The organism is Streptomyces sp. NPDC043876 (assembly GCF_056435825.1).
The window spans coordinates 484,895-503,255 of sequence record NZ_JBWKDV010000003.1; the positions used below are offsets into that span (position 1 = coordinate 484,895).

Here is an 18,361-nt window from a genome sequence, read left to right on the forward strand (position 1 = left end):
CGCGGCAACTCCGCGGGTCAACTCCGCCGCCGCCCACCCTCCCGGATCGGGGGATCGGCCCCGCCGGTCCGCGTGTACGGGACCCCCGGCCGCGCCCCGCCTGCTACACAGCAGGACCCCCGTACGGCACCCGGCGGGGACGACCCGGTTCGAAGGAGCGGACGGATGGACCACCCCCCGCAGCAGCCCGAGATTCCCGCGCCCGCCGACGGAGAGCGGCAGCGGGCCGCCCGCGCGGCCCGGGCGGCGCGCGCCGCGAGCGGCCGGGCGACCGGGGTCCTCATGGCCCTGGTCCCCTGTACGGCCGCCAGGGCCCGCCGGATCATGGCGGACGCCGCGGAGGCCGCCGGGGCCGCGCCGCACGAGTCGGTCGAGGCCGTCCTCGCCCTGCGGAGCGGTGATCCGGTCCCCGCCGCGCTGGACCAGGCGCTGCGCCGCACCATCGCCTACGCGCAGACCCCGCCGGATCCGCCGTCCGGCTCCTGGCTGCCGCCGAAGCCGCAGACGCTGCGCCGGCACGTCAACCACCTGCGCGCCGCGCGCCGCCAGACCCTGGCGGCGCCGGGCGACGTGGGGGCGCGGACCGACCTGGAGGACGCCGCGTACACGCTGTGCGTCCTCATGGGCCAGCGCAGCACGCACGGCGCGCTGCTGGCGGCGGAGGAGCTGCTCGCCGTCAACCGCCTGGAAGCCCCTCCCCACGGACGGTGAGTCAGGTGGTCAGCCGGCTGTTGGGGCCCTCGTGGCCGTCGGCCGTCTCGTCGTTGAACCAGTAGTCGCCCGCGGCGAGGTAGCGGAAGTCGTGGGTGCTCTTGGCGGGCAGGGCCACGGTCACGGCGCGCGTCCCGTCGGGGCGCGGTTCCAGGACGTGGGTGCCGGGACGCCAGTCGTTGAACGAACCGACCACGCTGACCGGCCCGGGCGGAACGTCTTGGGGCAGTACGAAGGTGATGTCGGTCGCGTTCTTCCGGTTCTTCCGTTCCAGCACAGCCTGCTCCTTCGTGTTCGGCGGACGTGTCTCGTCGGCCCGTGACAGCGTGGCTCTCCCGCGCCGGAGCGTCCGGCGACCCGCCGCGCCGCGGGGAACGTCACTCGTACGGCTTGACCGCGCTTGCGCCGGGCAGGCGCAGGAGCGAACGCGCAGCACACTGCACCCGAGCAGGCATCGCACGGGAGAAGAAGGAAGGCGACATGGCAGGCAAGGACACCGGCAGGACGGCGCAGAGCGCCCGTTTGAAGGCCTCGCTCATCACGGACCAGCTGGTCGGCGCCGCAGCCGCACTGGTGGCGCTGATCCGGCGGGCCGGGGCCCCGAAGCGCAGGGGGCACGGCTGAGTGCTCGCGGACCGAACCCGACCGGGAGCGGGGAGACCCTGATGAAGACCGCACTCGTCGTCATCGACATGCTCAACTCCTACGACCACGAGGACGCGGACCTGCTCGTTCCGTCCGTCAAGCGGATCCTGCCGGTGGTGGTGGACCTGCTCGGGGAAGCCCGCGAGCGGGAGATCCCGGTGATCTACGTCAACGACAACTTCGGGAAATGGCGGTCCCACCACGGGGAGATCGTCGAGGCGGCCCTCGCGGGTCCGCACGCCGAGCTGGTCGAACCCGTCCGCCCGGACGAGGACTCCTACGTGATCGTCAAGGCGCGCCATTCCATTTTCTACGAGACGCCGCTCGCCTACCTGCTGGGCACCCTGGACGTCTCGCACCTGGTGCTGTGCGGTCAGGTCACGGAGCAGTGCGTGCTCTACTCCGCCCTCGACGCGCACATCCGTCACCTCTCGGTCACCGTCGCCCGCGACGCCGTCGCCCACATCCACCAGGACCTGGCCGACGCGGCCCTGCGCATGATGGAGACCAACATGGCGGCCCGCATCCTTCCCGCCGCCACGGCCCTGACCGGACCCGACCGGTCGTGACGGCTTCCGAGCGGTTCCGATCGACCCTGATCAGGGCATTTGTGTGGGATGGTGGGAGGGATGGACCAGCCTGGTTCCGTCGGTTGAGGCTTCGGTGACCCACCGCCTTCGGGCGGCCCCGGCATGCGCGTCCGATGCCGTCGCGGCTTTGAACGCCGGACACGTTCACGGCTCCTGCCGTGCTCCGGACCCCGAGGGCTCCGTTGGGGTGCTCGCCTTCCAGGGCTGCCGCCCCCTGCCAGGGGAACGCCCCATGAAGCCCTACACCGCCCGGGTCCAGTTCCTGGGCACCTTCGCCGTCCTCACCCTCTGCCCCGACGGGCCGCCGCGCCCCGGAACACGGCCCGACCGGTCGAGCCGCCTGAGCCGGGTGCTGGCGCTGATCCCGCCCTCGGTCGGCGTCCTGGTCCTGGACACCGGCCACCTCCCGTGCGCGGACGCTGCGGCCGCCGCCGACGCCGTGCTGCTCTGGGCGGCGGAGCGGTCCACCCCGGTCACGGTCATCGCTCCGCCCGGCCGGGCGACCGGCGCCGACGCGGTTCAGGCCCCTGCCCGGGCGGACGCTCCGGCGGACACCGGGGCGGAGATCGGGGCGGACACCTTCCGGCGGGCCCTGGCGATGCGCACCCTGCGCCAGCGCGCTACGGGCATCCGCCGCGCCCAGCAGGACAGCCATCCGTGCACGCACTGACGGCGTACGACCGCCCGCTCGCGGCACGCAGCCGACTCGGCGATGCGCGCCGGGCTCAGCCGGGGGAGGGGACGCCCTCCGGCCCGGGGCTGTGCACCGCCGGCACCGACGGTACGGCGACCTCGGCACGCGCGGTCGCCCGGGCCGCCCCGGCCTCCCGCGCCGCCTGCGCGCGGGCCCCCAGCCCACGGCGCAGGGCGGCCACGGCCGACGGCGCGTCGTTCTCCGGCACGGGGCCGGCCGAATGGTCCAGCTCGTCGACCAGGTCGAGGAGCCGCTGCGGCTGGGCGCGCCAGCGGAAGACGAACAGGGCCGTCTTGCGGGCCTTCAGATGTTCGGAGAGGCCGAGCAGGCAGTGCAGGCCCGAAACGTCGACGAAGGACACGCGGCCCATGTCGCACACGACCACCGTGACGTCCTCGCCGAGGCCTTCCAAGGCGGCGTCCAGGCGCGCGAAGGCAGGCGCGGCTCTGAGGTCGAGTTCGCCGGTCGGTACCAGGTACACGGTCGGACCGTACTGCCTGATCCCGATGTGGAAGTCACTGGCCATGACACCTCACCCCGCCGTGCGGGAGACACGGACGCGTGCCCGGCCGACGGGCCGGGCGGCTCCTTCGATTCTTGCTCCCTCCCGGCCGGGTCCGCAATGCCCGAGCGCCCGCGCCCGCCCGCCGGGTTCACTGCCCCGCCGCCTCCTGTGCGCGCATCCGGGCCCACGCCTCGTCCGCGAACCCCGGCGCCGTGAGGACGTCGGCCGCCGTGCAGGCCAGGGCCTCGGCGGCCGCCAGCATCACCGCGCGGCCCCGCTCCGACGCCGCGGCCCGGGCGAAGGCGGGGGTGTGGTCCGAGGCGTCGTCGCCCAGGATCGCGACGAACGGGTGGATCGCGGGGACCCGGTGGCTCACGTCGCCGATGTCGGACGAACCGGGGTACACCCCGTCGCGCGGCGGCGTGAGGTGGATGCCGGACCGGGCGAGGTGGCGGGCGAACCGTTCCGAGAGGACGTCGTTGTCGCGGAAGTGGGCGTAGCCCCGGCCCAGCCGGGTCACCTCCGCCGTGGTGCCGGTCGCGGCCGCCACCCCCTCGGCCCAGGTGCCGACCTCCGCGACGAGGTCGTCGAGCGCGGAGCTGGTGGCCGCGCGCAGGCCGAACAGGCCTTCGGCGTAGGCGGGCACGATGTTGGTCGCGCTGCCCCCGTCCGTCACGATCCCCTGGACGTGGGAGCCGGACGGCAGGCGCCTGCCCACCACGGCGGCGGTGTTGAACAGCTGGACGAGAGCGGCCAGGGCGTCGATCCCGCCGGTGGGGTCGCCCGTGGGATGCGCCGCACGGCCGTGGAACCCGACCCGGACCTGCGTCTGCGCCGTCAGCGGGGCCCACGACCAGTCGTGCACCCCCGGGTGGAACATCAGGGCCGCGTCCACCCCGTCGAACACGCCGGCCTCCACCAGCGCCACCTTGCCGCCGCCCCGCTCCTCGGCCGGGGTGCCCACGGCCAGCACGCTGCCCGCGATCCCGCCCGTGCCGAGGACGTCGTGCAGCGCCATCGCGGCTCCCAGCCCGGCCGCGGCGATCAGGTTGTGACCGCATGCGTGCCCGAGACCGGGCAGGGCGTCGTACTCCAGCAGCAGCGCCACGCACCGCCCCGCGCCCCGACCCGAGCGGGCCACGAACGCCGTGTCGAGCCCGGCGGCGCCGCGCCGGACCTCGAACCCCGCCCCCTGGAGCCGGTCGGTGAGCAGCCGGGCCGCGCGGTGCTCCTCGTACGCCAGTTCGGGATCCGCGTGCAGGGTGCGGCCCACCTCCCACAGGTCGTCCGCCCGGCGGGCGCACGCCCGCCGCAGCCGACCGTGGAGGTCCTCGGACCGGTCCCGTGAAAGGTCATCGGATGCGTCGCCCACGTCTCCTCCTCGCACCGGCGCGCCATGCGACGCGTGTGTCCGCGCCGCGCCCCGCCATGCGCGCGCGGGCGCCGTTTCCCCACGCAGAGCAAGGGCAGACGCCGACGCATGAACCATTCCAAAGCGCCCGTGCTCGACGCCCTCGCCGCCTACCACCGCCGGGAGGAGACGGCGTTCACCCCTCCGGGGCACAAGCAGGCCCGGGGCGCGGACCCGCGGGTCCGCGCGGTCCTCGGGGACGCCGTGTTCCTGTCCGACGTCCTGGCCACGAGCGGCCTGGACGACCGCACCAGCTCCCAGGGGATCGTGGAAGAGGCCGAAGCGCTGATGGCCGACGCCGTGGGAGCCGACCACGCGTTCTTCTCCACCTGCGGCAGCTCCCTGTCCGTGAAGTCCGCCATGCTGTCCGTCGCCGGGCCCCACGAGAAGCTGCTCGTGGGCCGGGACGCGCACAAGTCGGTCGTCTCCGGCCTGGTGCTCTCCGGCATCACCCCCGTGTGGGTCGACCCCCAGTGGGACGAGGAGCGCCACCTGGCACACCCGCCGTCGGCGGAGGCCTTCGAAGCCGCGTTCCGCGAGCACCCCGATGCCCGGGGGGCGCTCGTCACCACCCCCACCCCCTACGGCACCTGCTCGGACCTGCGGGCCATCGCCGAGGCATGCCACCGCCACGGCAAGCCGCTCATCGTCGACGAGGCCTGGGGCGCGCACCTGCCGTTCCACCCCGATCTGCCCACCTGGGCCATGGACGCGGGCGCGGACATCTGCGTGACCTCCGTCCACAAGATGGGGTCGGGCATCGAGCAGTCGTCGGTCTTCCACCTCCAGGGCGACCTCGTCCGCCCCGAGGTGCTCTCCAGCCGCGAAGACCTCCTGGGCACCACCAGCCCCTCGGTCCTGATCTACGCCGCCCTGGACGGCTGGCGCCGCCAGATGGTGGAGCAGGGCCGGGAGATCTACGACGAAGCGCTCGCCCTGGCCCGTTCCGTACGGAGCCGCATCGCGGAGATCCCCGGCTTCCACGTGCACGGCCGGGACGACTTCTGCGGACCGGGCCGGTCCACCGACATGGACCCGCTTCAGATCATCATCGACATCAGCGAACTCGGCACGACCGGCTACGCGGCGGCCGACTGGCTGCGCGAGCGCCACGCGATCGACCTGCACCTCTCCGACCACCGGCGGATCAGCGCTCAGTTGACCCACGCCGACGACGAGGAGACGACCGGCATGCTGCTGGCCGCGCTCAAGGACCTCTCCGCCTCGGGCCCGCACCGCTCCGGGGGCAGGGCCCGGGTCGAGGTGCCCTCCCCGGCGGACCTGCGGCTCGACCAGGTCATGCTGCCCCGCGACGCGTTCTTCGCCGAGACGGAGCAGGTGCCCTGGCAGCAGGCGGTCGGCCGGGTGGCCGCCGAAATGATCACGCCCTATCCGCCGGGGATCCCGGTCGTGCTGCCGGGAGAGCGGATCAACGAGGAAGTGCTGCGGTACCTGCGCAGCGGGGTCGAGGCGGGCATGGTGGTACCGGACGCGGTCGACGCGCAGGTCACGAGCGTGCGGGTGGTGAAGTAGGCGCCGCGACGGCTCGGGCCCCGGACGGGCCGGAACCGGCCCGGCCCATCCCGTCCCGTCGCGGCCGGGTCAGTCCAGCGCGGTCGCGGCCGTGCGCAGGTCCGTCACCAGTCCCTGGTAGGCCGCTTTGCGGTCGGTGGCGCGCAGGACGGCGGACGGGTGGACCGTGGCCAGCAGCCGAACGCCGCTCGCCTGCCCGTCCGCGGGTCCGGAGCCGTCCGCCGGGTCGTGACCGAGGGCGTCGGGCATCGGCATCGTGAGCAGCCGGCCCCGCTGCTCGCCCACGCGGAACGCGCGGCCGAGCAGGGCCTTGCCGGCCGTCCCGCCCAGCGCGACCACCAGGTCGGGGTCCACGGCGCGGAGTTCGGCCACGAGCCACGGCCGGCACGCGGTCATCTCGCGCAGGCTCGGCGCCTTGTGGATGCGCCGCTTGCCGCGCTCGGCGGGCGCGTGCTTGAAGTGTTTCACCGCGTTGGTGAAATAGGCGGCCTCGTCGTCGAGCCCCGCCTCCGCCATCGCTTTGCGGAGCAGGCTCCCGGCAGGGCCGACGAAGGGTTCACCGCGCAGGTCCTCCTGGTCCCCGGGCTGCTCCCCGATGAGCATGATCCGCGCGTGGGCCGGTCCCGCCCCGAACACCGTCTGTGTCGCGTCGGCGAACAGAGGGCACCCCCGGCAGTCGGCGGACGCGCGCCGGAGCGTCGTGAGGGCGGTGCTGCCGGGGACGTACGGCCCGGCGTCGTAGCCCGCCCCCGCCCCCGCCCCCGCCCCTTCGCCGGTGCCCCCGCCCGTGTCCGCGTTCGCGGTCCCGGTCTTCGCCACGCCCGCCACCTCCTCGGATCCGCGGACCGCGGACCGGCCGCCGGTGGCGACCCGCCACGACGCGGCCCCGCTCCCTGGGAGGCGGCTGCCCGCGCCGCCCCTGCGGCATTCCTCGTCGGCGCAGGGACGTCCGGGTGTTTGTGTGCGGCAAGGGGGTGGCCGCGCCGCACGGCGGACGGGGGATGCGCAGGCCGAACCGCATCCTGTGCCCACAGTCAGTCGTCCACGTCAGTGGACCTCCGAAATGAGGCACATGAGCGTTCCCCTGAGAGTCCCCGGCCACGGGGCCCGGCGGTGGCTGGGGGGTCTGGCCGCGCTCGTCGCGCTCCCGGCCCTCGCGGCGCCGCCGCCCGCCTTCGCGGGTCCGGCCGCACGGGCGGAGGGCTCGGTCACGGTGACCGTGGTCCGGGACGTCGACTCCGACGGCAGCTGGACCCCCGCCCTGGAGGTCGGCGAGCAGGGCATCCCGGTGACGCTGACCGATGCCTCGGGCAGGACCGGGCGGGGCGTCACCGGCGCCGACGGCAAGGTGGTGCTGGTACCGGGCTCCCTCGGACTGACCGGCGGCCGCTACCGCGTCGAGGCCGTCATCCCGCGCGCGAAGCCGTACCTGCGGCCCGCCCAGGCGGGCGGCCCGGCGCCCTCGCTGTCCTCCCTCGTGGAATTCGTCGACGTGACGAACGCGAACGCCTCGGTCGTGACGGGAGTCCACAACCCGGCCGACTACTGCCAGGCCAACCCCGACCTCGCCACGCCCTGCCACCACCAGAGCGCTCCGGGGCAGACCGGCTCCAAGGCCCTGGTCTCGTGGCCGTACGACCGCACGGGCGAGGCTCCGGCGCCGACCGACGAGACGACGTACGAAGAGGTCGGCTCCACCTACGGCCTCGCCCACCGGCGCGACACGGACCAGCTGTTCGTCGGCGCGCTGACCAAGCGGCTGATGCCCTACGGCCCCGGGGGCCCGGGCGGGATCTACGTCGTCGACCGGGGCACGAAGAAGACCTCGCTGTTCGCGACCGTCCCCGACGCGGGGGACGCCCGGCACTCCGCCGACCTCACCCGCGACTCGCTGGAGATCAACAACGCGGTCGGCAAGGAGGGCCTCGGCGACCTCGACCTCGCGGACGACGGCCGCACCCTCTACGCCGTCGGCCTGAAGGCCAAGAGCCTGTACGTCTACGACACCGACGGCGCGGGCCCGGGCAAGCCGGCCGCCACGCCGAAGCAGGTCATCCCCGTCCCCGACCCCGGCTGCCCCGGCGGAGCCGCGGACTGGAGGCCGTACGGACTCGGCATGCACGACGGAGCCGTGTACGTCGGCGGCACGTGCAGCGCGGAGGCCTCGCAGAAGGACGAGGACCTGCGCGCCTTCGTCCTCAAGCTGAACGGCACCGCCTTCGAAACGGTGATCGGCCACGGCCTCGGCGCCGAGCGCGGCATGGGCTACTCCGCCACGCTGGGCGACACCCACTGGCGCCACTGGCTGGCCACCTGGGACCCGTACGCCTGGTTCAAGCAGTCCAACTTCCCGATGCCGATGCTCTCCGACATCGTCTTCGACCGCGACGGGTCGATGGTCCTCGGCTTCCGGGACCGGCTCGGGGACCAGGCGGGCTACGAGGCCCTGCCGCCCGAGGGCAGCACCACCGAGGACCCCGCCACGCAGCGGTCCCTCTTCCCGGCCATGGGCGACATGACCCGCGTGTGCAAGACCGCCACCGGGTGGGTCTGGGACAGCGAGTCGGACGCCTGCCCCAACCACTTCGCCCCGGGCAGCCAGCCGCCCCAGCAGGACGGCGTCAAGGAGTACTACCCCGGCGACTCCACGCTCGGCCAGCTCGCCGAATCGCTCCAGGGCGGCCTCGCCTTCGCACCGCGCTTCACCCAGACGGTCTCCACCATCGTGGACCCGCTGACCATCTTCTCCGGCGGGGTGCGCAAGTTCGACAACACCACCGGCCTGGGCTCGCAGGACTACCAGGTCGACGAGGGCAAGGGCTCCTTCGGCAAGGCGAACGGGCTCGGCGACCTCGAACTCCTCTGTGACGAGGCGCCGGTGCAGATCGGCAACCGCGTCTGGTTCGACCGGGACCGCGACGGCGTCCAGGGCCCCACCGAGGAGCCCATCCCCGGCGCCACGGTGACCCTCAAGGACAAGGACGGCGCCGTCCTGGAGACGACGACCACCAACGCCCGCGGCGAGTACTACTTCCAGGTCAAGCCGCACACCGACTACCGCATCACCTTCGACGTGGGGACGGCGGACACCGGCGGCATCCCGGAGAAGCCCGCCCCCGCCGACCTGGTCCCGACGGCGAAGGAACAGGGCCCCGACCGGTCGGTGGACTCCAATCCCGACCCCGCCACCCAGACCGAGTCCCTGCGCACCGGCGCTGCGGGCGCGAACGACCACACGCACGACGCGGGCTACTACATCCCCCCGACCGGCGCGGTGAGCGTCGTCAAGCACGACGCGGGCACCAACCGCCCGCTCGCGGGCGCGGTGTTCCAGCTGTGGCGCGAGACCAACGGCCGCCCCGGACTCCAGACGGCCGCCACCGGGGGTGACACCCGGGTCGGTGGCCCGTGCACCACGGGCGACGACGGCGTCTGCAAGACCGACGGGCTGCCGCCGGGCTCGTACTACTGGCAGGAGACCGAGGCCCCCGCGGGCTACGTCCTGCCCGACCGGCCGGTCAGCGGACCGCACGAACTCACCGCGCGGAACGCGGAGCGCGGCGTCGTCGTCACCGTCGACAACGCGCGGCGCACCGGCGCGATCAGCGTCCTGAAGACCGACCGCGGCAGCGGCCGTCCGCTGCCGGGCGCCGTGTTCCAGCTGTGGCAGGAGTCCAACGGCCGACCGGGCCTGCAGAGCGGCGACACCGACGCGGACACCCGCGTCGGCGCGCCCTGCACCACCGGCCGGGACGGGCTCTGCGTCCACACCGGGCTCGCGTTGGGCAGCTACTACTGGCAGGAGACCGCCGCCCCGGACGGCTACCGGCTGCCCGACCCGGCCGCGACCGGACCGTACGAACTGACGGCCGAGAACGCCGGACAGGGCCTGACCGTCACCCTCACCAACGAGCAGCGGACCGGTTCGATCACCGTCCTGAAGACCGACGCGACCACCGGAAAGCCGCTGGCGGGCGCCGTGTTCCAGCTCTGGCACGAATCCAACGGCCGACCGGGCCTACAGGCCGGGGGCACCGACGCGGACACCCGCGCGGGTGAGGCGTGCACCACCGGAACCGACGGCATCTGCACCCGCGCGGGACTCGCGCTGGGCAGCTACTACTGGCAGGAGACCGCCGCACCGAACGGTTACCGCCTGCCCGAGCCGGCCGTCAGCGGACCGCACGAGCTGACGGCGCAGGCCTCCGATCAGGCACTGCGGATCACCCTCACCAACCAGGCCGTGCTCGGCGGGATCGAGATCCTGAAGAAGGACGCCACCACCGGGCGCCCGCTGCGCGGCGCCGTGTTCGAGCTGTGGCAGGAGACCAACGGCAGGCCCGGGCTCCAGACCACCGGCAGCCCCGCGGACACCAAGGCGGGTGCCGCCTGCGCCACCGACGGAGAGGGACACTGCCGCTTCGCCGGGCTCGCCCTGGGCACCTACTACCTGAAGGAGACCGCGGTCCCCGAGGGCTACCGGCTGCCCGCCCAGCCGGTCAGCGGCCCGCACACCCTGACGGCGGGCAATGCCGAGGCCGGGATCCGCGTCACGCTCTCCAACGAGCGGGGCGAACCCGACAAGGGCAAGGGCGGCAAGGACCCCCACCGCCCCCCGCACCCGAAGGACAGCGACGACGCGGACGACGAGGGAGTGGACTGGCAGCCCGGGCACTGAACCCGCGCTGAACGCACCACCGTCGCACCGACCCGGACCCCGGCCGCACGCGGCCGGGGTCCGACGTGCACCCCCTAGCCCCCGGCGTCCGCGATCCGGTCCGCCGCGGGCACGAAGTACAGGCCCGAACCGAAGGTCTCGGTGAACGCGCCCAGCGCGTCGGCCGCCGCCAGCCGCCGCTGGACCCGCGCGAACAGCGCCGGATCGTTCAGGTAGGCCAGGAAGAGCAGGCCCCGGTCCTCGGGCCCGTTGTCGTATCCGTAGCCGCGGCGCAGCATCCGGGCCCCTGCGTCGTAGCGCGAGTGCGCCAGCCGCACGTGGGAGTTGGCCGGGAGCACGTACCGCCCTTCGGGGGTCTTCGCGAACAGGTCCACCTCCTGGCGCTCCGGGCCGCCGCCCAGCGGCCCCCCGCTCTCCCGGCGCCGCCCGATGACCCGCTCCTGCCGGGCGGCGGGCAGTGCGAGGAACTCCGCCACGCGGAGCCGGATGCGGCGCAGGACGAGGTAGCAGCCGTCCGCGTGGGCTCCACCGGTGATCCACACCGACCGCTCGGCCTCCCGCGGCCCGGGGTTGGCCGTGCCGTCCTTGAAGCCGAGCAGGTTGCGCGGAGCCTCGCCGGGAGCGGCCGCGGGCACCGACCCGGCCTGCCGCCAGCGCGGACGCAGGGCCGGGCCCGCCGCCCCGTCCAGAGCGCGCCCCAGCCGGGCGCAGGCCTCGGCGGTCGGGGCGCAGACCTGGACCAGGAGGTCACCGCCGCCCGCGTCCGGGTCGAGGCGGTCCCCGGCGAACGGCGGCAGGTCCCGCAGCTCCGGCGGCGCCCCGGCGCCGCCGGAAGCGTACGCGCGGGGACCGAACGCGACGGTCGCGGTGAGCTCCGGGCCGGTGTTCACGCCCTCCCGCCCGAACAGAGCCGACCAGCGCCCGGCCACCGACCGGACGGCGGTGGCGGCGGTGGCGGCTGGGGTGGCTGTGCCGGGCGCAGCGTCGTAGGAGAGCAGCAGCACGTGCCGGGGCTGCGGATCGGTGATCCCCCGCTGGCGGCCAGGGCGCGCCGGCGCCCCGCCCGCGGCGCCCGGGGCCGGGGCGGAAGCGGGTGCGGAAGAAGGCGCGCCCGGTGCGGCCGGCCCGCATCCGCTCAGCGCGAGCGCCGCCGCACCGGCGAAACCGACCGCACCGACCACGCCGCGACGACTGGGCAAGACCACGACCGTGCCCCCGAGTTATCCGAGTTATCTGACAATTGGGTGGAAATGGCGTCCTGGGCATCGGGGACGATACACCTCTCCCCATGCGATTCCGCCTCCGCGCCCTGCTCACCGCCGCCACCGTCCTGACGGTCCTGGCGAACGGTTCCTGCGCCGCGCCCACCGACGACCTTCCCGGCTCCCACGGCCCCCGGGGCGCCACCGTTCCTCGCGTCCTGCGGGTCCCCGCGCAGTTCCGCTCGATCCAGCAGGCCGTGGACCGGGCCCGGCCCGGTGACGTCGTGCTGGCGGCGCCGGGCGTCTACCGCGAGAGCGTGACGCTCTCCACCCCCCGCGTCGTCCTGCGGGGCGCCGACCGTTCCGGCACCGTGATCGACGGCGAGTTCCGGCGGGCCAACGGCATCACCGTCACGGGCGCCGGATCCGCCGTGGAGAACCTGACCGTGCGCAACCACCTGGCGAACGGCCTGCTGATCACCGGAGTCACCGACGCCACCCGGCAGACGGGCGCGGGCGGCGGGAAGCACTACGAGCGCCTCGACACCCGCCGCCACCCGCCCCTGCGGGGCTTTCGCGCCGCGTACGTCACCGCGCACAACAACGCCCTCTACGGCATCTACGCCTTCGACGCGAGCGAGGGCGTCATCGAGCACTCCTACGCCTCCGGCCACGCGGACTCGGGGATCTACGTGGGGCAGTGCTCGCCCTGCCGCACGGTGGTCCGCGACAACACCGTCGAGCACAACGCCGTCGGGCTGGAAGTCACCAACGCCTCGCAGGACCTGTACTTCCTGGGCAACCGCTCCCGCTTCAACCGCGTGGGGGCGGCCGTGAACTCCAACGACCTGGAGTCCCTCGCGCCGCAGCACGGGGCCGTCTTCGTTGGGAACACGCTCACCGACAACAACGACGCGGCCAGTCCCGAACAGGCGGACGGCGGCTTCGGCATCGGGATCGGCATCGGCGGTGGCCGGGACAACGTCCTGGAACGCAACCTGATCGTCGGCAACCGGCACGCGGGCCTCCTGCTCACCGACGTCCTCGGCTACCCGGTCACCGGCAACCGGGCCCGTGCCAACCGGGTGACCGGCAACGGCACCGACCTCGTCCTGATCGCGCCCGGCGCCGCGGGGAACTGCTTCGCGGGGAACGGGGAGGCCACGGACTCGCCCGAGGGGCTGTCCGCCGCCGCCCGGTGCGGCGGGCCCGCGGCGCCGCTGGCACCGGCCGCCGGGCCGCCCGCTCCGGCGGCCCCGGCCGGGCTGTCGTTCCGCCGGGTGCCCCCGCCGGGGCCGCAGCCCGCGATGCCGGGGGCGGCCACCGCGCCGGGCACCCCGGCCGCGGGCATGCCGGCCGCGGACCCGGCGCGCTACCCGCTGCCGGAGCCGGTGGCGGCCGCGTCAGCGGCCACCGGCTGACACCGTCCCGGTGAAGTCCACCGTCGCCGCCGGGCCCTCGCCCGACAGGCGGGCCTCGACCCGGCGCAGGGCCCCCTTCCCGTCCACCCAGTAGGTCAGGGGCGAGGATGGCGCGCCCTCGTGGCGGGGCGGCCGGGGGCCGGCGAAGACGGCGTACGAACGGTCGTGCCCGCCCTGCGCCTCCCGTCCCTCCCGCCCGTCCGCGCCCGGCAGGCCGCGCCGCCCGAGCCACCGGGCACCGGACTGGGCGAGCAACTGGGCGTTCTCCGGCCGGTCGTGGCCCAGCTGGAGGGCCAGCCGCAGCGCCCGGTCCAGCGGGTCCCCCGTGAGGGGCCGCCGGGACCAGCGCCGGGGGCCTCCGGCCGGGTCCACGGACACGCTCGTGTCGTCCCAGGCCAGGGCGCCGCCGACGCCGGGCCGACCCGGGACCGTGAAGGTGCCCGAGCCGCGGCGGCTGCGGTAGTCGACGACCGCGCTCACGACGGTGACCCCGGCGGGACCGGGGACGCGCACGGTCATCCCGGCGGGGCTCGACTCGTACGCCGACAGCCGTACCAGCGCCAGCAGCTGCGCCTCCTCCTGGGTGAGCGCCCGCCCCTCGCCGGCGCCCGGGCCGCCACCGCCGCCGCAGCCGGACAGGAGGATCAGGGCCGCCGCCAGCGGCACGTACGGGAACCGGGATCGTGTGGGCACCCGGCCACCCCACCACCGCGGACCCGGATGGCCCCGCACCACGGCACGCGACACGGCCGGACGTGCTCGAATGCCTTGCGGGGGTCGTTCGTTTCGCCGGGGAGCCGCCCGGGGCGCACGTCTGGAGGAAGGCGCATGGCCGCACCACGTCGACACCGCCGGCGCGGGCCGGGCCGGCTGGGCCCACTGGTCCCGGCGGTCCTCGCCTGGGCGCTGGCCCTGTGCCCGATACCCGCGGCGTCCGCCGCCCCCGCCGCCTGCACCGCCGACACCGGCCCCTACCAGTGGGAGATGGAGCAGTACCTCCGGCTCCCCGCCGACGGCCGGCAGAGCACCGCCGACTGCGAGGCCATCCGCGCCTTCCAGCAGCGCACGGGCCTCACACCGGCCGACGGCAGCGCGAACCTGGCGACCTACCGGGCCACCCTGGTCGTCGAGGAACGACGCCACCCCAACCGGGACGGCCGGTGCCCGGTGCGCTCCCGCAAGGTGGTGTGCGTGGACCTCACCCGGCAGTTGCTGTGGGTGCAGTACGACGGCAGCCCCGTCTACGAAGCGGTCCCGGTCCGCACCGGCCGGTGGGGTCAGCAGACCCGCGACGGCTGGCACGAGATCACCGACCGGGTCATCGACGAGACGTCGGACCTCTACGACGACGCCCCCATGCCGTACGCCCAGTACTTCTCCGGTGGTCAGGCCCTGCACGGCGTGTACGGCGACCTCTTCAACGGCGGCGGCTCGGCCGGCTGCATCAACCTCCGGCTCGCCGACGCCGAACGCCTCTGGAACACCACCGCGATCGGCGACTCCGTCTTCGTCTGGGGCCGCAAACCCGCCACGTGACCGCGGCCGCCCGGGGCGTCAGCAGGGGGACACGGAGCCCTTGCGCCGCGTCAGGTTGGCGTCGGACATCCAGCCGGCGGCGCCGGCGCCGTCCACCTTCACGTACGTCCACCTGTTGCCGTAGGCGTTGACGACGTAGCACTGGAACCGGAGCTTCGTGCCGCTCTTGGCGAGGGTGACGGCGGGGCAGTTCTGGTACGGGCCCGTTTCGAGGTGGTAGTCGCCGGACAGGTAGCCGTAGCTGCCCGGGGCCGGATCCTTGTGGCTCCATCCGGTGCAACTCGTCGGCACGGGGCTCGGCGTGGCCGAGGGGCCGGAGGACGGCGTCCGGGACGGCGAGGGGCTGGCCGACGGCTTCTTCTTCGGGGTCGAGGCGGGGGAGGGGGAGGGGCTCGGGACGCCCGCGCCGCCGGTCGCCCCGCCCTGGTCCGGCCGGCCGCTCGCGGTGGAGGCGCCGGGCGCCGCCGCCCGTGGGCCGCCGCGGCCGCCGCCATGGCCGCTGGACAGCGCGTACCCGACTGCGCCGGCGCCCAGCACGGTGACCACGGCCACGGCGATCGCGGCGCGGGTGCGGGTACGGCTGCGGCGCGGGGCGGACCCGGTGGCCGCGCCGGTGTGCGGGGGCTGCGCGTACGCCTGCGGCCGGGGGTACGGCCCGGGGTGCCCGTACGGCTCCTGGTAGGGCGGCGGGAACGGCCCGGCGGCCACCACGGGCGGCGGGCCGAAGGCGCCGGCCGGGGGCGCCGCCGCGGCGGGGGCCGGTCCGGGGTGCGCCGGGACCGGCGGCGCCGGCAGGACGGTGCTCGCCGCCGCCACGGGCGCCGTGCGCCCCGCCGCGACCTCCTCCAGCATCGCGCGCGCCTCGGCGGCGCTGGGCCGCGCCGCCGGGTCCTTCGCCATGAGCGCCCGCAGCACCGGCATGAGCGGCCCCGCCCGCCGGGGCTCCGGGAGCGGCTCGCTCACGATCGCCGACAGGGTCGACCAGGCGGACGTGCGGCGGAACGGCGAGCTGCCCTCCACCGCCGCGTACAGGGTCATGCCGAGCGACCAGATGTCGGAAGGGGGACCGGGCTCGTGGCCCTGGGCGCGCTCCGGCGGCAGGTAGTCGAGCGAACCGATGAGCTGGCCGCTGCGGGTCAGCTTGGCGACCGCGTCCTCTTCGGTGGCGTCCATGGTGGCGATGCCGAAGTCGGTGAGGACCACCCGGCCGCCGCGCTCCAGCAGCACGTTGCCCGGTTTCACGTCCCGGTGCAGGACGCCCGCCCGGTGCGCGGCGTCGAGGGCCTCCATCAGCCGCGCCCCGATCGACGCCGCTTCCCGCGGATCCAGCGGACCGCGTTCGCTCAGCACGTCGTCGAGGGAGGGCCCGTCGACGAGTTCCATGACGATGACCGGCAGGCCCCGGTCCTCCGTGACGTCGTGCACGGTGACCACGCCGCCGTGCCGGATCCGGGCGGCTGCCTGCGCCTCCCGCCGCATCCGGGTCCGCAGCCCGGCCAGTTCGCGCTCACCGGCGTCGGTGTAGGCCCGCAGGATCTTGACGGCCACCTCCCGGCCCAGGAGTTCGTCCACGGCCCGGGCGACGACGCCCATGCCGCCGCGGCCCACCGTCGAGGTCACCCGGTACCGGCCGCCGAGCAGTCTGCCGGTCAACTCGCTGTCGTTCGCTTCCCCCGCCGGCACCGCTCGCCCCGTTTCCCACCGCTCGCCCGTGGGCCCCTCTCGGCCCAGCCGGCCCTACTGACCTCCGCCGGGCACAAGAGTAGACGCATGGGCATGTCAGGAACGCGCGGGCCGCCCGCCGGCCGTGGACACCGGGTCCCGTCACTCGGCGCAGGAGAGCGCCCCGCCGTCGGCGGCGCCGAACCACTCGGGCAGGTGGCGCAGCAGATCCTCCTGGTCGTCACCGACCCACGCCACGTGGCCGTCGGGCCGCAGCAGCACCGCGGGCACGTCCAGTTCCTCGTCCGCGTCGACGGCGTCCACGACGTGGTCCACCCGGTCCTCCCACCCCGCCACCGAGAGGCGACCGGTCTGGTCGAGCAGCAGTCCCCGCCCGGCGTGCGTCAACGCGTAGAGGCGGCCCCCCTTCAGCCGCAGGTCGCGCATCCGGCGGCCGAGCAGCTCGTGCCCCTCGCCGAAGTCGTAGCCGATGTCGACCGCGGTGATCATCCCCGTCACGTACCGGTTCACCTCCTCGAAGTCCATCAGCTTCGAGAACAGCTCGCGCAGCGCGGTCGGCCCCGGGTCGGCCCCCAACAGGACCATCTGTGCCCGGCTGTTGGCGAGCACGCGCGCGCCCACCGGATGCCGTTCGGTGTGGTAGCTGTCCAACAGGCCTTCGGGAGCCCAGCCGTTGACGGCGGCGGCCAGTTTCCAGCCGAGGTTGAACGCGTCCTGCACGCCGAGGTTCATCCCCTGGCCGCCGGTCGGCGGGTGGACGTGGGCCGCGTCGCCGGCCAGCAGCGCCCGGCCGACCCGGTAGCGCTCCGCCTGCCGGGTCGCGTCGCCGAACCGGGACAGCCAGCGCGGGGAGTGCGCGCCGAAGTCGGTGCCCGCGACGTCCCGCAGCCGCTGCTTGAACTCCTCCAGCGTCGGCGGGGTCGCGCGGTCCTCGGCGACCCCCTCCGCGGGCACGATGACGCGGCACTTGCCGTTCTTCACCGGGGCGACGCCGAACCGCAGTTCGGTCCTGCGGACCTCCGCGACGACGGCGGCGACCGTCTCCGGGTCCTCGGTCACCTCCATCTCGCCGATCAGCGTCTCGACGGTGGCCGGCACCCCGGGGAAGCCGACGCCGAGCAGTTTGCGGACCGTGCTGCGGCCGCCGTCGCACCCGACGAGGTAGCGCGCGCGCAGCCGGGTGCCGTCCGCCAGTGTGACCTCCGCCCCGTCCTCGTCCTGGTCCAGTGCGACCACCTCGCGGCCGCGCCGGATCTCGGCGCCCAGTTCCAGGGCGCGCTCGCCGAGCAGCCGCTCGGAGACCGGCTGCGGGGTGGCGAGGCCGTAGGGGTGGGCCGTGTCCAGGCCGTCCGGCCAGGCCTTCATGACGCCGCCGAACATCCCGCCCACGCTGAACTTCTCACTGACCTCCAGGAACCGGTCCAGCAGACCGCGCTGGTCCATCACCTCGACGCTGCGCGCGTGCAGGCCCTGCCCGCGGGACTCCTCGGTCGGTTCGGTCAGCTTCTCCAGCACGACCACGCCCACGCCGTGCAGCCGCAGTTCGGCGGCCAGCATCAGGCCGGTCGGTCCGCCGCCGACCACGATCACGTCCACCACGTCCGTCGTGTCCACCACGTCCAGCACGTCCCTCATGACAACGCCCATTTCTGCAGGTCCTGGCTTCGGTCGGCCATTCTGCGGCAGGGCCGGGGCCTTGCCGCAAGCCCCCCTGTGCGCTATAAGTTAAGAAGGGCAAGGAGTGGTTATCTC

General features: G+C 74.8%; 16 protein-coding genes. 8 read left to right on the top strand and 8 right to left on the bottom strand.

The window, feature by feature from the left end:
• Nucleotides 1-165: 165 nt before the first annotated feature.
• The gene (locus AC0693_RS11640; protein ID WP_478801600.1) at nt 166-711 is read left to right on the top strand and encodes a DUF5133 domain-containing protein; all 546 of its coding nucleotides are present in this window, start codon (nt 166-168) and stop codon (nt 709-711) included.
• 1 nt (nt 712) lies between these two features.
• Here AC0693_RS11640 and AC0693_RS11645 read toward each other — a convergent pair whose 3' ends face one another.
• Nucleotides 713-988 carry an early set domain-containing protein gene (locus AC0693_RS11645; protein ID WP_468466007.1) on the bottom strand — a complete coding sequence of 92 codons (276 nt, stop codon included), beginning with the start codon at nt 986-988 and terminating at the stop codon, nt 713-715.
• Nucleotides 989-1,191: 203 nt separating this feature from the next.
• Between AC0693_RS11645 and AC0693_RS11650 the strand changes: the two genes are divergently transcribed.
• From AC0693_RS11650 to AC0693_RS11660, 3 genes are all read left to right on the top strand, one after another.
• Nucleotides 1,192-1,335: a hypothetical protein gene (locus tag AC0693_RS11650; RefSeq protein WP_469315959.1), complete on the top strand. Its 144-nt coding sequence runs from the start codon at nt 1,192-1,194 to the stop codon at nt 1,333-1,335.
• Between the two features lie 38 nt (nt 1,336-1,373).
• Complete coding sequence (locus AC0693_RS11655; protein ID WP_469339865.1) at nt 1,374-1,925, top strand: cysteine hydrolase family protein; 552 nt, start codon at nt 1,374-1,376, stop codon at nt 1,923-1,925.
• A 253-nt stretch (nt 1,926-2,178) separates the two neighbouring features.
• Nucleotides 2,179-2,616 carry a hypothetical protein gene (locus AC0693_RS11660; RefSeq protein ID WP_478801601.1) on the top strand — a complete coding sequence of 146 codons (438 nt, stop codon included), beginning with the start codon at nt 2,179-2,181 and terminating at the stop codon, nt 2,614-2,616.
• Between the two features lie 55 nt (nt 2,617-2,671).
• Here AC0693_RS11660 and AC0693_RS11665 read toward each other — a convergent pair whose 3' ends face one another.
• Nucleotides 2,672-3,166 (bottom strand): STAS domain-containing protein, encoded by a 495-nt coding sequence (locus AC0693_RS11665; RefSeq protein WP_478801602.1) that lies wholly within the window; start codon nt 3,164-3,166, stop codon nt 2,672-2,674.
• A gap of 127 nt (nt 3,167-3,293) precedes the next feature.
• The gene (locus tag AC0693_RS11670; RefSeq protein WP_478801603.1) at nt 3,294-4,517 is read right to left on the bottom strand and encodes an amidohydrolase; all 1,224 of its coding nucleotides are present in this window, start codon (nt 4,515-4,517) and stop codon (nt 3,294-3,296) included.
• Between the two features lie 108 nt (nt 4,518-4,625).
• On the opposite strand from AC0693_RS11670, the gene AC0693_RS11675 reads away from it, so the two are divergent.
• Nucleotides 4,626-6,089 (top strand): aminotransferase class I/II-fold pyridoxal phosphate-dependent enzyme, encoded by a 1,464-nt coding sequence (locus AC0693_RS11675; RefSeq protein WP_478737324.1) that lies wholly within the window; start codon nt 4,626-4,628, stop codon nt 6,087-6,089.
• Nucleotides 6,090-6,158: 69 nt separating this feature from the next.
• Here AC0693_RS11675 and AC0693_RS11680 read toward each other — a convergent pair whose 3' ends face one another.
• Nucleotides 6,159-6,908, bottom strand: coding sequence for a UdgX family uracil-DNA binding protein (locus AC0693_RS11680; protein ID WP_478801604.1), 750 nt, complete (start codon nt 6,906-6,908; stop codon nt 6,159-6,161).
• A 253-nt stretch (nt 6,909-7,161) separates the two neighbouring features.
• Here AC0693_RS11680 and AC0693_RS11685 point away from each other — a divergent pair, with 253 nt between their 5' ends.
• Nucleotides 7,162-10,767 carry an MSCRAMM family protein gene (locus AC0693_RS11685; RefSeq protein ID WP_478801605.1) on the top strand — a complete coding sequence of 1,202 codons (3,606 nt, stop codon included), beginning with the start codon at nt 7,162-7,164 and terminating at the stop codon, nt 10,765-10,767.
• Nucleotides 10,768-10,841: 74 nt separating this feature from the next.
• On the opposite strand, the gene AC0693_RS11690 is transcribed toward AC0693_RS11685, so the two are convergent.
• Nucleotides 10,842-11,966, bottom strand: coding sequence for a Dyp-type peroxidase (locus AC0693_RS11690; RefSeq protein WP_478801606.1), 1,125 nt, complete (start codon nt 11,964-11,966; stop codon nt 10,842-10,844).
• A gap of 89 nt (nt 11,967-12,055) precedes the next feature.
• Here AC0693_RS11690 and AC0693_RS11695 point away from each other — a divergent pair, with 89 nt between their 5' ends.
• Nucleotides 12,056-13,390: a right-handed parallel beta-helix repeat-containing protein gene (locus AC0693_RS11695; protein ID WP_478801607.1), complete on the top strand. Its 1,335-nt coding sequence runs from the start codon at nt 12,056-12,058 to the stop codon at nt 13,388-13,390.
• On the opposite strand, the gene AC0693_RS11700 is transcribed toward AC0693_RS11695, so the two are convergent.
• Nucleotides 13,373-14,083: a hypothetical protein gene (locus tag AC0693_RS11700; protein WP_478801608.1), complete on the bottom strand. Its 711-nt coding sequence runs from the start codon at nt 14,081-14,083 to the stop codon at nt 13,373-13,375. The genes AC0693_RS11695 and AC0693_RS11700 overlap by 18 nt on opposite strands.
• Before the next feature lie 135 nt (nt 14,084-14,218).
• On the opposite strand from AC0693_RS11700, the gene AC0693_RS11705 reads away from it, so the two are divergent.
• On the top strand, nt 14,219-14,926 hold the full coding sequence (locus AC0693_RS11705) for a L,D-transpeptidase family protein (RefSeq protein ID WP_478801609.1): 708 nt from the start codon (nt 14,219-14,221) through the stop codon (nt 14,924-14,926).
• An 18-nt stretch (nt 14,927-14,944) separates the two neighbouring features.
• On the opposite strand, the gene AC0693_RS11710 is transcribed toward AC0693_RS11705, so the two are convergent.
• Complete coding sequence (locus AC0693_RS11710; RefSeq protein ID WP_478801856.1) at nt 14,945-16,519, bottom strand: serine/threonine-protein kinase; 1,575 nt, start codon at nt 16,517-16,519, stop codon at nt 14,945-14,947.
• A gap of 231 nt (nt 16,520-16,750) precedes the next feature.
• The gene (gene rox, locus AC0693_RS11715; protein ID WP_478801857.1) at nt 16,751-18,208 is read right to left on the bottom strand and encodes a rifampin monooxygenase; all 1,458 of its coding nucleotides are present in this window, start codon (nt 18,206-18,208) and stop codon (nt 16,751-16,753) included.
• Nucleotides 18,209-18,361: the final 153 nt, after the last annotated feature.

Bases quoted from the DNA above. Each gene is read 5' to 3' on its own strand.
- AC0693_RS11665 (WP_478801602.1), bottom strand. From the start codon at position 3,166: ATGGCCAGTGACTTCCACATCGGGATCAGGCAGTACGGTCCGACCGTG.
- AC0693_RS11650 (WP_469315959.1), top strand. From the start codon at position 1,192: ATGGCAGGCAAGGACACCGGCAGGACGGCGCAGAGCGCCCGTTTGAAG.
- AC0693_RS11705 (WP_478801609.1), top strand. From the start codon at position 14,219: ATGGCCGCACCACGTCGACACCGCCGGCGCGGGCCGGGCCGGCTGGGC.
- AC0693_RS11685 (WP_478801605.1), top strand. From the start codon at position 7,162: ATGAGCGTTCCCCTGAGAGTCCCCGGCCACGGGGCCCGGCGGTGGCTG.
- AC0693_RS11640 (WP_478801600.1), top strand. From the start codon at position 166: ATGGACCACCCCCCGCAGCAGCCCGAGATTCCCGCGCCCGCCGACGGA.
- AC0693_RS11710 (WP_478801856.1), bottom strand. From the start codon at position 16,519: ATGGGCGTCGTCGCCCGGGCCGTGGACGAACTCCTGGGCCGGGAGGTG.
- AC0693_RS11695 (WP_478801607.1), top strand. From the start codon at position 12,056: ATGCGATTCCGCCTCCGCGCCCTGCTCACCGCCGCCACCGTCCTGACG.
- AC0693_RS11660 (WP_478801601.1), top strand. From the start codon at position 2,179: ATGAAGCCCTACACCGCCCGGGTCCAGTTCCTGGGCACCTTCGCCGTC.
- AC0693_RS11675 (WP_478737324.1), top strand. From the start codon at position 4,626: ATGAACCATTCCAAAGCGCCCGTGCTCGACGCCCTCGCCGCCTACCAC.